General features: G+C 71.0%; 10 protein-coding genes. 9 read left to right on the top strand and 1 reads right to left on the bottom strand.

Going from position 1 to position 12,940, the window contains the following annotated elements:
• Positions 1-152: 152 nt before the first annotated feature.
• The 9 genes from ftsW (at position 153) to ACIPJI_RS05075 (ending at position 8,707) form a co-directional block, all read left to right on the top strand.
• On the top strand, positions 153-1,574 hold the full coding sequence (gene ftsW / locus ACIPJI_RS05035) for a putative lipid II flippase FtsW (RefSeq protein WP_402244754.1): 1,422 nt from the start codon (positions 153-155) through the stop codon (positions 1,572-1,574).
• A gap of 6 nt (positions 1,575-1,580) precedes the next feature.
• Positions 1,581-2,675 (top strand): undecaprenyldiphospho-muramoylpentapeptide beta-N-acetylglucosaminyltransferase, encoded by a 1,095-nt coding sequence (murG, locus tag ACIPJI_RS05040; RefSeq protein WP_005318701.1) that lies wholly within the window; start codon positions 1,581-1,583, stop codon positions 2,673-2,675.
• A 13-nt stretch (positions 2,676-2,688) separates the two neighbouring features.
• Positions 2,689-3,504, top strand: a complete 816-nt coding sequence (locus ACIPJI_RS05045; RefSeq protein ID WP_402244515.1) for a cell division protein FtsQ/DivIB — start codon at positions 2,689-2,691, stop codon at positions 3,502-3,504.
• A 285-nt stretch (positions 3,505-3,789) separates the two neighbouring features.
• Positions 3,790-4,998, top strand: coding sequence for a cell division protein FtsZ (gene ftsZ, locus ACIPJI_RS05050; protein WP_307705895.1), 1,209 nt, complete (start codon positions 3,790-3,792; stop codon positions 4,996-4,998).
• Positions 4,995-5,744: a peptidoglycan editing factor PgeF gene (gene pgeF / locus ACIPJI_RS05055; RefSeq protein ID WP_356623214.1), complete on the top strand. Its 750-nt coding sequence runs from the start codon at positions 4,995-4,997 to the stop codon at positions 5,742-5,744. Before ftsZ ends, pgeF begins: the two co-directional genes overlap by 4 nt.
• Positions 5,741-6,460 carry a YggS family pyridoxal phosphate-dependent enzyme gene (locus ACIPJI_RS05060; RefSeq protein WP_364600414.1) on the top strand — a complete coding sequence of 240 codons (720 nt, stop codon included), beginning with the start codon at positions 5,741-5,743 and terminating at the stop codon, positions 6,458-6,460. Before pgeF ends, ACIPJI_RS05060 begins: the two co-directional genes overlap by 4 nt.
• 124 nt (positions 6,461-6,584) lie before the next feature.
• The gene (locus ACIPJI_RS05065) at positions 6,585-7,190 is read left to right on the top strand and encodes a cell division protein SepF (protein ID WP_159692903.1); all 606 of its coding nucleotides are present in this window, start codon (positions 6,585-6,587) and stop codon (positions 7,188-7,190) included.
• A gap of 70 nt (positions 7,191-7,260) precedes the next feature.
• Positions 7,261-7,557: a YggT family protein gene (locus ACIPJI_RS05070; RefSeq protein WP_005318710.1), complete on the top strand. Its 297-nt coding sequence runs from the start codon at positions 7,261-7,263 to the stop codon at positions 7,555-7,557.
• Positions 7,558-7,606: 49 nt separating this feature from the next.
• Entirely contained in the window at positions 7,607-8,707 is a 1,101-nt protein-coding gene (locus ACIPJI_RS05075; protein ID WP_307705892.1) for a DivIVA domain-containing protein, read from the top strand.
• 1,073 nt (positions 8,708-9,780) lie between these two features.
• Here ACIPJI_RS05075 and ileS read toward each other — a convergent pair.
• Positions 9,781-12,921, bottom strand: a complete 3,141-nt coding sequence (gene ileS / locus ACIPJI_RS05080; protein ID WP_402244519.1) for an isoleucine--tRNA ligase — start codon at positions 12,919-12,921, stop codon at positions 9,781-9,783.
• Positions 12,922-12,940 lie beyond the last annotated feature (19 nt).

A 12,940-nucleotide genomic window follows, 5' to 3' on the forward strand; every position in this document is an offset into this window, starting at 1 on the left:
CGCCGTCCTCCCCGCGCCCCTCCGCCGCTGCGGGCCGCCCCGGCCCGCTGTCCGCCAACCCCGCCGGGTCCCCGGACCCCACGGCGCCGCGCAGCGCCTCCGGCGGCGCGTTCCGGGCCGGCGACCGGGACGGTGATGCGGCCCAGGGCGTCATGGACGCCGTGCGCGCCCTACGGGACAGGCTCGCCGGGCTGGTGCCTGCCGGGCCCCTGCCCGCGCCGGCCGGCGCGGCCGGTGCCGGACTCGCGCTGAGGAGCCGCACCGGCGGGGATATCCGGCGGGCGCCCCGTGTGCGGGGCGGCGGGGCACGTGCCCCGCGTACCCCCCGCGTCGGCGGACCCCGCGGGCCCCGGCGGCTGTACGAGCAGGCCCGCAGGGCCTGGGACCGGCCGCTCACCGCCTACTACCTGATCCTCGGCAGCAGCCTGCTGATCACCGTTCTCGGGCTGGTGATGGTCTACTCCGCGTCGATGATCCAGGCGCTGGAGTACTCGCTGCCCGCCTCGTACTTCTTCCAGAAGCAGTTCGTCGCCGCGGTCATCGGCACCGTGCTGCTGCTGGTCGCCTCCCGGATGCCGGTCAAACTGCACCGGGCGCTGTCCTACCCCCTCCTGGTGATCACCGTCTTCCTGATGGTGCTGGTCCAGGTGCCCGGGATAGGGCACGCGGTCAACGGCAACCAGAACTGGATCTATCTCGGCGGCCCCTTCCAGCTGCAGCCCAGTGAGTTCGGCAAGCTCGCGCTGATCCTTTGGGGCGCGGACCTGCTGGCCCGCAAGCAGGACCGGCGGCTGCTGACCCAGTGGAAGCACCTGCTGGTGCCGCTGGTCCCGGTCGCCTTCCTCCTCCTCGGCCTGATCATGCTCGGCGGGGACATGGGCACGGCGATCATCCTCACCGCGATCCTGTTCGGCCTGCTGTGGCTGGCGGGGGCGCCGACCCGTCTCTTCGCGGGGGTGCTCGGCATCGCCGGTTTCGTCGGTCTGCTGCTGATCAGGACCAACGAGAACCGGATGTCCCGGCTGTCCTGCATCGGCGCGATCGACCTCGGACCGGAAGGCGAGTGCTGGCAGGCCGTCCACGGCATCTATGCTCTTGCGTCTGGCGGATGGTTCGGTTCCGGTCTCGGTGCAAGTGTGGAAAAATGGGGCCAACTACCCGAACCGCACACCGACTTCATCTTCGCCATCGCAGGGGAGGAACTGGGCCTGGCGGGGACGCTGTCGGTACTCGCCCTGTTCGCGGCTCTAGGCTATGCGGGTATCCGCGTCGCCGGACGCACGGAGGACCCCTTCGTGAGGTACGCGGCGGGAGGCGTCACCACGTGGATCACGGCCCAGGCCGTGGTCAACATCGGTGCGGTGCTCGGTCTGCTGCCGATCGCCGGCGTCCCGCTGCCGCTCTTCTCCTACGGAGGGTCCGCGCTGCTGCCGACGATGTTCGCCGTCGGGCTGCTGATCGCCTTCGCGCGAGAGGATCCCGCGGCAAAGGCGGCCCTGGCCGTGCGGAGGCCCGGGGTGAGATGGAAGACGATGAGACGGCGCGTCAAGAAGCGTCCGTCCGGAGAGCGGTGAATTTCGGTGCATGTCGTACTCGCCGGTGGGGGGACCGCCGGCCACATCGAGCCCGCGCTCGCCCTCGCGGACGCCCTGCGCAGGCAGGACCCGAGCGTGGGCATCACAGCCCTCGGCACGGAGCGCGGTCTCGAGACCAGGCTTGTGCCTGAGCGTGGCTACGAGCTGGCGCTCATCCCCGCCGTTCCGCTGCCGCGCAAACCCACACCTGAGCTGATCACCGTCCCGGGGCGGCTCCGGGGGACCATCAAGGCGGCGGAGCAGATCCTCGAGCGGACGAAGGCCGACTGCGTCGTCGGCTTCGGCGGTTACGTCGCGCTGCCCGGCTACCTCGCGGCCAAGCGTCTCGGGGTGCCGATCGTCATCCACGAGGCCAACGCCCGCCCCGGCCTCGCCAACAAGATCGGCTCGCGGTACGCCGCCGGCGTGGCCGTCGCCACGCCCGACAGCAAGCTCCGCAACGCCCGGTACATCGGCATCCCGCTGCGCCACACCATCGCGACGCTCGACCGCGCGAGGGTCCGCCCCGAGGCGCGCGCCGCCTTCGGCCTCGACCCCAACCTGCCGACGCTGCTGGTCTCCGGCGGCTCGCAGGGCGCCCGCCGCCTCAACGAGGTGATCCAGCAGATCGCTCCGGTGCTCCAGCGCTCCGGGATCCAGATCCTGCACGCGGTCGGCCCGAAGAACGAACTGCCGCGCGTGGACAACATGCCCGGGATGCCGCCCTATGTGCCGGTACCGTACGTGGACCGGATGGATCTCGCGTACGCCGCGGCCGACATGATGCTGTGCCGCGCGGGTGCGATGACCGTCGCCGAACTTTCCGCCGTGGGCCTGCCCGCCGCTTACGTACCGCTGCCGATCGGCAACGGCGAACAGCGGCTCAACGCCCAGCCGGTGGTCAAGGCGGGCGGCGGACTGCTGGTGGACGACGCCGAACTGACCCCCGAGTGGGTCCAGGGCAACGTCCTCCCGGTGCTCGCCGATCCGCACCGGCTGTACGAGATGTCGCGTGCGGCCGCCGAGTTCGGCCGCAGGGACGCCGACGATCTGCTCGTCGGCATGGTGTACGAGGCGATTGCTGCACGCCGGCAGGCGTGAGAAGGCAGGGAGCGTGGCCGGACCGACCACCGCGGAACGTGGTGCGCGCAAGCCCCCGGACGGACCGGAAGGACCGGACGGCAAGGCCCGCCCGCGCCGTGAGGACACCCCCGCCGGCCGTTTCCGGCGGCCCGGCCCCCGCTCCCTGCTGATCGCCCTCGGTGCGATCGCCCTCGTCGCCGGAACGGTCTGGCTGCTCTACGGCTCGTCCTGGCTGCGCGCCGAGCACGTGGCGACCAGGGGCACCGATGTCCTCACGCCCGGCGAGGTCCGGGCCGCGGCGGCGGTACCGATCGGCGCGCCGATCATCTCCGTCGACACCGACGCCATCGAGGCCAGACTGCGTCAGGAACTGCCGCGTATCGAATCCGTGGCGGTCGAACGGTCGTGGCCGGACGGTATCGAACTGGTCGTGACCGAACGAAAGCCGGTCCTGCTGCTCGAAAAGGGAACAAAGTTCGTCGAAGTGGACGCAACCGGAGTGCGGTTCGCCACGGTCGGCAAGGCGCCCGCGGGTGTTCCCTTGCTGCGGCTGGAAGTTGACGGCTCGCCAAGCCTGAACCGATTCGGAGCGGACCGGCTCGTCGCGGAAGCGGTCCGGGTCAGAAGTGAACTTCCCGCGAAAGTCGCAGCCGATCTGCAGGGCGTGAAAGTAGTCTCATACGACTACATCTCCCTGGAGTTGAGCGGCAATCGCACCGTGGTGTGGGGCAGCTCGGGGGAGGGCGGGGCGAAGGCGCGGGCGCTCGAAGCACTCATGAAAGCAGCCCCCGAGGCCGGGCACTTCGATGTGAGCGCGCCCAGCGCCCCTGCCTCGTCGGGGAGTTGACGCGCATCTGTGCTGGCCAGCACCCTGGTTGGTCATTGCTGTGCGTGATCACATAGGGTGAAAAGAAAAACGGGAGGTTCGGCGTGTTCGTTGAACGGGCGCCACTTGTCGACTTAGTGTCCTGTTCGGAAGAGTCCAGGGAACAGACACACTGGTAACCCTAAACTTCAGCGTTAGGGTTCGGGTCGGCAGCCGGCTGGTCGGGCCGTCCCAAATTCGACATCAGTCGTCGCAGCGCGGCCCCGCGAGGCGGCGACACGTAACTCGAGGCGAGAGGCCTTCGACGTGGCAGCACCGCAGAACTACCTCGCAGTCATCAAGGTCATCGGTGTCGGCGGCGGTGGTGTCAATGCCATCAACCGAATGATCGAGGTCGGTCTCAAGGGCGTCGAGTTCATCGCTATCAACACGGACGCTCAGGCGCTGTTGATGAGCGACGCCGACGTCAAACTCGACGTCGGCCGCGAACTCACGCGAGGCCTCGGCGCCGGAGCGAATCCGGCAGTCGGTCGCAAGGCGGCAGAGGATCACCGCGAGGAGATCGAGGAGGTCCTCAAGGGGGCCGACATGGTCTTCGTCACCGCCGGTGAAGGCGGCGGCACCGGCACCGGCGGCGCACCCGTCGTCGCCAACATCGCCCGTTCGCTGGGCGCCCTCACGATCGGTGTGGTCACCCGCCCGTTCACCTTCGAGGGCCGGCGGCGCGCGAACCAGGCGGAGGACGGCATCGCCGAACTCCGCGAAGAGGTCGACACCCTCATCGTCATCCCGAACGACCGGCTGCTGTCCATCTCGGACCGCCAGGTCAGCGTTCTGGACGCCTTCAAGTCGGCGGACCAGGTGCTGCTGTCCGGCGTTCAGGGCATCACCGACCTCATCACCACCCCGGGTCTGATCAACCTCGACTTCGCCGACGTCAAGTCCGTGATGTCCGAGGCCGGATCGGCCCTCATGGGCATCGGCTCGGCACGCGGCGACGACCGTGCGGTGGCCGCGGCGGAGATGGCGATCTCCTCGCCGCTCCTCGAGGCGTCCATCGACGGCGCACGCGGCGTGCTGCTCTCCATCTCCGGCGGCTCCGACCTCGGCCTGTTCGAGATCAATGAGGCGGCCCAGCTGGTCAGCGAGGCGGCCCACCCCGAGGCGAACATCATCTTCGGCGCCGTCATCGACGATGCGCTCGGCGACGAGGTCCGGGTCACGGTCATCGCGGCCGGCTTCGACGGCGGTCAGCCGCCGACCCGCCGGGAGAACGTGATCGGCTCCGCCTCCAGCAAGCGCGACGAGCCGGCCCCGACCCCGCCCCGCGCCACCGACGGCCCCCGCTCCACCGGGCTCGGCACCGTGCCCGTGCGCGAGGAGCCCGCGCCCGCGGAGCCGGCTCCGGTCGCGAGCGACCTGGGTTCGCCGGCCGGGCCGGCGCAGGTTCCGACGGCCCGTCCGTACCCGGACAGCCAGGCGGAAGAGCTGGATGTTCCGGACTTCCTGAAGTGACGGTGCAGCACGACGCGATACACGAGAGCGGCGCGCACTTCGCCTTCACCGACCGGTGGGGCGGGGTGAGCGCCGTTCCGTACGAGGAGCTCAACCTCGGCGGCGCCGTCGGCGACGACCCCGAGGCCGTGCTGGCCAACCGGGAGATCGCGGCCAGGTCCCTGGGGCTCGCCCCGGAGTCGGTGGTCTGGATGAACCAGGTGCACGGCAACGACGTCGCCCAGGTGGACGGACCGTGGCCGACCCCGGACGTGCCGGCGGTCGACGCGCTGGTCACCGCACGCCGCGGCCTCGCCCTCGCCGTGCTCACCGCCGACTGCACACCGGTCCTTCTCGCGGACCCGGTCGCCGGGGTGGTGGGGGCGGCGCACGCGGGACGTCCCGGGATGATCGCGGGCGTCGTGCCCGCCGCCGTCGAGGCGATGCGGAAGCTCGGCGCGGAACCGGAGCGCATCATCGCCCGTACCGGACCGGCCGTCTGCGGTCGCTGCTACGAAGTACCCGAGCAGATGCGGTCGGAAGTGGCCGCCGTCGAGCCGGCCGCCTGGTCGGAGACGAGCTGGGGAACGCCGGCCGTCGACGTCACGGCGGGGGTGCACGCACAGCTCGAGGCGCTCGGGGTGCGCGACCGCCGGCAGTCCGGGGTCTGCACACTGGAATCGAGCGACCACTATTCCTACCGGCGTGACCGCACGACCGGACGGCTTGCCGGATACGTCTGGCTGGAGGACCGGAAGACCCCATGACCGACCGCAGAACCGAACTCGCCAAGAATCTGGCGGCGGTGGAGGAACGTATCGCCTCCGCCTGCGCGGCAGTGGGCCGCGAGCGGGACGAGGTGACCCTCATCGTGGTCACCAAGACCTACCCGGCGAGCGATGTGCGACTTCTCCATGAACTCGGTGTGCGTCATGTGGCGGAGAACCGTGATCAGGACGCGGCCCCCAAGGCCGCCGCTTGCGCGGATCTGAACCTTCGCTGGCACTTCGTCGGTCAGTTGCAGACCAACAAGGTCCGTTCTGTCGCGAGTTATGCCGATGTGGTGCAGTCCGTCGACCGCCCGAAGCTCGTTTCCGCCCTCTCCGCCGCCGCGGTGCGGGCGGAACGCGAACTCGGCTGCCTGATCCAGGTCGCACTGGACGCCGAGTCGGGCCGGCAGGGGGAGCGCGGCGGCGTCGCGCCGGACGGGATCGAGGAGTTGGCGGCGGCGGTCGCCGGCTCGCCAGGGCTGCGGCTCGACGGCCTGATGACCGTCGCGCCGCTGGCCGGACCGTACGCGGGACGGCAACAGGCTGCGTTCGAGCGGCTGATGGAATTCTCATCAAGCCTGCGCGCAGCCCATCCGGCTGCGAACATGGTGTCAGCAGGGATGAGTGCGGACCTTGAACAGGCCGTCGCGGCCGGAGCGACACATGTGCGCGTCGGTACGGCGGTACTCGGAGTCCGACCCCGGCTCGGGTAACGTCGCGAAGCAAGTCGGACCACAGTAGAAAATATGGTCATTCCCGCCCAAAGCGGGCAGACCGAGTGGATCGCGGGCACTTGGTGACGAATGCCGATCCACCACAGAGCGGAGGACTCAGAGAATGGCCGGCGCGATGCGCAAGATGGCGGTCTACCTCGGCCTCGTGGAGGACGATGGGTACGACGGCCGGGGTTTCGACCCCGATGACGACTTCGAACCCGAGCCGGAGCCCGAGCGGGAGCACCGGCGGCACCAGCCTCCCCGCCAGATCGAGCGCGAGGAGCCGGTGCGGGTGGCGGCGCCGCCCGCACCGCGTGAGCCGGTTTCCCTCCCGGTCGACAGTGGACGCCCGGCGCGGATCGCCCCCGTGGCATCCATCACACCTGAACGCCCGAGCATGGAGAAGAGTGCACCGGTGATCATGCCCAAGGTCGTGTCCGAGCGGGAGCCCTACCGCATCACCACGCTGCATCCGCGGACCTACAACGAGGCCCGTACCATCGGGGAACACTTCCGCGAGGGCACCCCCGTGATCATGAATCTCACGGAGATGGACGACACGGATGCGAAGCGACTTGTCGACTTTGCCGCGGGACTCGTCTTCGGTCTGCATGGCAGCATTGAGCGGGTGACGCAGAAGGTGTTCCTGTTGTCGCCTGCTAACGTCGATGTCACGGCGGAAGACAAGGCCCGCATCGCAGAGGGCGGGTTCTTCAACCAGAGCTGAGAAAAGACACCGGGAACGACCCGGCCGAACGGCCGGCGAAGACGAGAGCCAGGGGAGAGGGAAGCGCGGGATGGGCGTCGCACTGGATGTGGTCTACATCGCGCTGATGTGCTTCCTTGTCGTGCTGATCTTTCGGCTCGTCATGGACTACGTCTTCCAGTTCGCCCGTTCATGGCAACCCGGCAAGGCGATGGTGGTCGTTCTGGAGGCCACCTACACTGTCACCGATCCACCGCTCAAGCTTCTGCGGCGATTCATCCCGCCGTTGCGTCTCGGGGGCGTGGCACTCGACCTGTCCTTCTTCGTTCTGATGATCATCGTCTACATCCTGATCTCCATCGTGCGCGGCTTGGGGAACTCGATGTGAGCGATACGGTCCTGCCGACTGCCGACGACTACGTAGAGGTGAAGAAGAGATGCCGCTGACTCCCGAGGACGTGCGGAACAAGCAGTTCACGACCGTCCGCCTCCGAGAGGGCTATGACGAGGACGAGGTCGATGCCTTCCTCGACGAGGTCGAGTCCGAGCTGACCCGTCTGCTCCGCGAGAACGAGGACCTGCGCGCGAAGCTGGCCGCGGCGACGCGTGCCGCCGCGCAGAACCAGCAGCAGCAGCAACAGGGCATGCGTAAACCGCCGGAGCCCCAGGACGGCCGCGGCCCGGGCGGTCCTGGTGCCCCCGTGCCCGCCGCCATATCAGGACCGCCGGTCCAGCAGCAGCCCCCGCAGATGGGTCCGCCCCAGCTGCCGGGCGGAGCACCGCAGTTGCCGGCCGGTCCCAGCCACGGCGGCCCCCAGGGTCCTGGCGGCCCGATGGGCCCCGGCCCGATGCAGGGCGGACCCATGGGTGGCCCGATGGGCGGCCCCATGGGCGGACACGGTGGCCCGCAGGGTCCCGGTCCGATGGGCCAGGGGCCTGGCGGAGACAGCGCCGCGCGCGTGCTCTCGCTGGCCCAGCAGACCGCTGACCAGGCGATCGCGGAGGCCCGTTCCGAGGCCAACAAGATCGTCGGCGAGGCGCGTTCGCGCGCCGAGGGCCTGGAGCGGGACGCCCGCGCCAAGGCCGACGCCCTCGAGCGGGACGCCCAGGAGAAGCACCGCGTCGCCATGGGCTCCCTCGAGTCCGCGCGCGCCACGCTGGAGCGCAAGGTCGAGGACCTGCGGGGCTTCGAGCGCGAGTACCGGACCCGGCTGAAGTCCTACCTGGAGAGCCAGCTGCGTCAGCTGGAGACCCAGTCGGACGACTCCCTGGCCCCGCCGCGCCAGCCCGCGGCCGCGTCGCTGCCGCCGTCCCCGGCGCCTTCCATGGCACCGGCCGGCGCGAGCGCCCCGTCCTACGGCAACCAGACGATGGGCGGCCACGGGCCGTCGCCGTCCGGCCCGTCGTACGGCGGCCAGCAGCAGATGTCGCCGGCGATGACTCAGCCGATGGCACCGGTGCGGCCGCAGGCGCCGCAGCCGATGCAGCAGGCGCCGTCGCCGATGCGCGGTTTCCTGATCGACGAGGACGACAACTGACGGGCTTGCGCGCGCAGCGCGCGTAGCCGTCGGCAGACTGCGGGGCCGGGCCCGGGGTGCGAATGCACTCCGGGCCCGGCCTTTTGCGCGTGGCGGGGGCATGGGTGTGGGCGGGGGGCGCCTGCGGCGGGCTGTTCCCCTCCCCGCCCCTTCCCGAACCGGGGCATGCCCCGGACCCCTACCGCGCTCCGCGCGGTGTTCCGGGGGCTCTGCCCCCGGACCCCCGCGCCTCGATCGCCGGCGGGGCTGGAAATGTCCCGCCGGCGCCGGCAGAGCCGCCGGCAGGGCTGGAGGTGCCTGGCGTCTGGCCCGTCCGGCGTTTGAGGACACCGCGCGAAGCGCGGTGCGGGTCCGGGCGGAGCCGGCTCGGGAAGGGGCGGGGCGGGGAAGGACCCCGCGCAGCGGCCTCCACGCCCCCGCCACCTGGCGGCCGACCCCACCCGGCACGCACCGGGGCCGGCGGGACCCGGCACGCGCGGGCCGGCGAAGACGTGGCCGGGAAACGCACGCGGGCCCGGCCCGCTTGGCACGCGCCGGGGTCTCGGGCCTGGCTTCCGCACAGCACGCACCGTGGCCGGCGGAGCCTGGCACGCGCGGGGCCGGCGAAGACGGGGCCGGGAAACGCCGGCGGGTGCGGCCCCGCCCAGGCACGCGCCGGGGGTCTCGGGCCTGGTCCCGCTTGGCACGCGCCGGCGCCGGCGGGGCCCGGCACGCGCGGAGCCGGCGAAATCCGGGGAAAGGTCGACGGGCATGGCCCCGCCCAGGCACGCGCCGGGTCCCGGGCCTGGTCCCGCTTGGCACGCGCCGGCGCCGGCGGGGCCCGGCACGCGCGGAGCCGGCGAAATCGGGGGAAAGGTCGACGGGCATGGCCCCGCCCAGGCACGCGCCGGGTCCCCGGCCTGGTCCCGCTTGGCACGCGCCGGGGTCTCGGGCCTGCTCCCAGCACGGCCGGGCCCGCAGGCGCCCGGCCCGCACGCGCGGGGCCGGCGTAGGCCGGGTCCGCCGGCGGGCCGAGCCGGAAACGCCGGCGGGCCCGGTCACGGGTGTGGCCGGGCCCGCAGTGCTCGCGCGTGCTACGCCTTGCGCAGGCGGAACGTCAGCGACAGACCCTCGTCCGTGAACGGCGTGCCGTACGTGTCGTCCGGCGCCTCGCCCTCCGCGAAGTCCGTCGCCAGCACCTCGTCCGCGATCAGCGACGCGTGGTCCGCCAGGGCCGAGGTGACCTCGGGGTCCTCGGAGGTCCAGCGGAGCGCGATACGGTCCGCGACGTCCAGGCCGCTGTTCTTGCGCGCCTCCTGGATGAGGCGGATCGCGTCACGGGCCAGGCCGGCCCGGCGCAGCTCGGGCGTGATCTCGAGGTCCAGCGCGACCGTCGCACCGGAGTCGGAGGCGACCGACCAGCCCTCCCGCGGGGTCTCCGTGATGATGACCTCCTCCGGGGACAGCGTGATCGTCTCGCCGTTGACGTCGAGCGTCGCCTCGCCGGACCGCAGCGCCAGGGACAGTGCCGCGGCGTCCGCGGCGGCGACCGCCTTGGCCACGTCCTGGACGCCCTTGCCGAAGCGCTTGCCCAGCGCACGGAAGTTGGCCTTGGCCGTGGTGTCCACGAGCGAGCCGCCGACCTCGGACAGGGACGCCAGCGAGGAGACGTTCAGCTCCTCCGTGATCTGGGCCTGGAGCTCGTCGGAGAGCGCCGAGAAGCCGGTCGCCGCCACCAGGGCCCGTGACAGGGGCTGGCGGGTCTTCACGCCCGACTCGGCACGCGTCGCGCGGCCCAGCTCCACCAGCCGGCGCACGAGTGCCATCTGGGTCGACAGCGTCGGGTCGATGGCGTCCAGGTCGGCCTCCGGCCAGGAGGACAGGTGGACGGACTCGGGGGCGTCCGGCGCCACCGGGACGATCAGGTCCTGCCAGACCCGCTCGGTGATGAACGGCGTCAGCGGCGCCATCAGCCGTGTGACGGTCTCCACCACGTCGTGCAGCGTCCGCAGCGCCGCCGCGTCACCCTGCCAGAAGCGGCGGCGCGAGCGCCGCACGTACCAGTTCGACAGGTCGTCGACGAACGCGGAGAGCAGCTTGCCGGCGCGCTGGGTGTCGTACGCCTCCATAGCCTGTGTGACCTGGTCCACCAGGGCGTGCAGCTCGGAGAGCAGCCACCGGTCGAGGACCGTGCGCTCGGCCGGTGCCGGGTCGGCGGCCGAGGGCGCCCAGCCCGAGGTGCGGGCGTACAGGGCCTGGAAGGCCACCGTGTTCCAGTAGGTGAGCAGGGTCTTGCGCACGACCTCCTGGATCGTGCCGTGGCCCACGCGCCGCGCCGCCCACGGCGATCCGCCGGCCGCCATGAACCAGCGGACGGCGTCCGCGCCGTGCTGGTCCATCAGCGGGATCGGCTGAAGGATGTTGCCGAGGTGCTTGGACATCTTGCGGCCGTCCTCGGCGAGGATGTGGCCGAGGCAGACCACGTTCTCGTACGACGACTTGTCGAACACCAGCGTGCCGACGGCCATCAGCGTGTAGAACCAGCCGCGCGTCTGGTCGATCGCCTCCGAGATGAACTGCGCCGGGTAGCGCTTCTCGAAGATCTCCTTGTTCTTGTACGGGTAGCCCCACTGCGCGAACGGCATCGAACCCGAGTCGTACCAGGCGTCGATCACCTCCGGCACGCGCGTCGCGGTCGCGGAGCACTGCGGGCAGTCGAAGGTGACCGCGTCGATGTACGGGCGGTGCGGGTCCAGTTCCGACTGGTCGGTCCCTGTCAGCTCGGACAGCTCCGCGAGCGAGCCGACGCAGGTGAGGTGGTCGTCCTCGCAGCGCCAGATCGGCAGGGGCGTGCCCCAGTAGCGGTTACGGGACAGGGCCCAGTCGATGTTGTTGTTGAGCCAGTCCCCGTACCGGCCCTGCTTCACCGAGTCGGGGAACCAGTTCGTGGCCTCGTTCTCCGCCAGCAGCCGGTCCTTGATGGCCGTCGTGCGGATGTACCAGGACGGCTGCGCGTAGTACAGCAGCGCGGTGTGGCAGCGCCAGCAGTGCGGGTAGCTGTGCTCGTACGGGATGTGCTTGAAGAGCAGACCGCGGGCCTGGAGGTCGGCGGTCAGCGCCTCGTCCGCCTTCTTGAAGAAGACGCCGCCGACCAGCGGCACGTCCTCCTCGAAGGTGCCGTCGGGGCGGACGGGGTTCACGACCGGCAGACCGTAGGCGCGGCAGACCTTGAGGTCGTCCTCACCGAACGCGGGGGACTGGTGGACCAGACCCGTACCGTCCTCGGTGGTCACGTAGTCGGCGTTGACGACGAAGTGCGCCTCCGCCGGGAACTCCACCAGCTCGAAGGGGCGCTGGTAGGTCCAGCGCTCCATCTCCGCGCCGGTGAACGTCTGCCCGGTGGCCTCCCAGCCCTCGCCGAGCGCCTTCTCCAGCAGCGGCTCGGCGACGACGAGCTTCTCCTCGCCGTTCGTCGCCACGACGTACGTGACGTCGGGGTGTGCGGCGACCGCCGTGTTGGACACCAGGGTCCACGGGGTCGTCGTCCACACCAGGAGCGCGGCATCGCCCGCGAGCGGGCCGCCCGTCAGCGGGAAGCGCACGAAGACGGAGGGGTCGACGACCGTCTCGTAGCCCTGCGCCAGCTCGTGGTCGGACAGGCCGGTGCCGCAGCGGGGGCACCAGGGCGCGACGCGGTGGTCCTGGACCAGCAGGCCCTTGTTGAAGATCTCCTTCAGCGACCACCACACGGACTGGACGTAGTCCGGGTCCATGGTGCGGTAGGCGTCGTCGAGGTCGACCCAGTAGCCCATGCGGGTCGTCAGCTCGGCGAAGGCGTCCGTGTGCCTGGTCACCGACTCGCGGCACTTGGCGTTGAACTCGGCGATGCCGTACGCCTCGATGTCCTTCTTGCCGGAGAAGCCGAGCTCCTTCTCGACGGCGAGCTCGACCGGCAGGCCGTGGCAGTCCCAGCCGGCCTTGCGGCCGACGTGGTAGCCGCGCATGGTGCGGAAGCGGGGGAAGACATCCTTGAAGACGCGGGCCTCGATGTGGTGCGCGCCGGGCATGCCGTTCGCCGTGGGCGGGCCCTCGTAGAACACCCACTCGGGGCGGCCCTCGGACTGCTCGAGGCTCTTGGTGAAGATCTTGCTCTCGCGCCAGAAGTCGAGCACGGCGTGCTCGAGCGCGGGCAGGTCGACCTGGGCCGGCACCTGACGGTACTGGGGGGGTGTCATCTACGAACTCCTCCGGCGG

Source organism: Streptomyces sp. NPDC086835 (assembly GCF_044745705.1).
Taxonomy (GTDB): domain Bacteria; phylum Actinomycetota; class Actinomycetes; order Streptomycetales; family Streptomycetaceae; genus Streptomyces.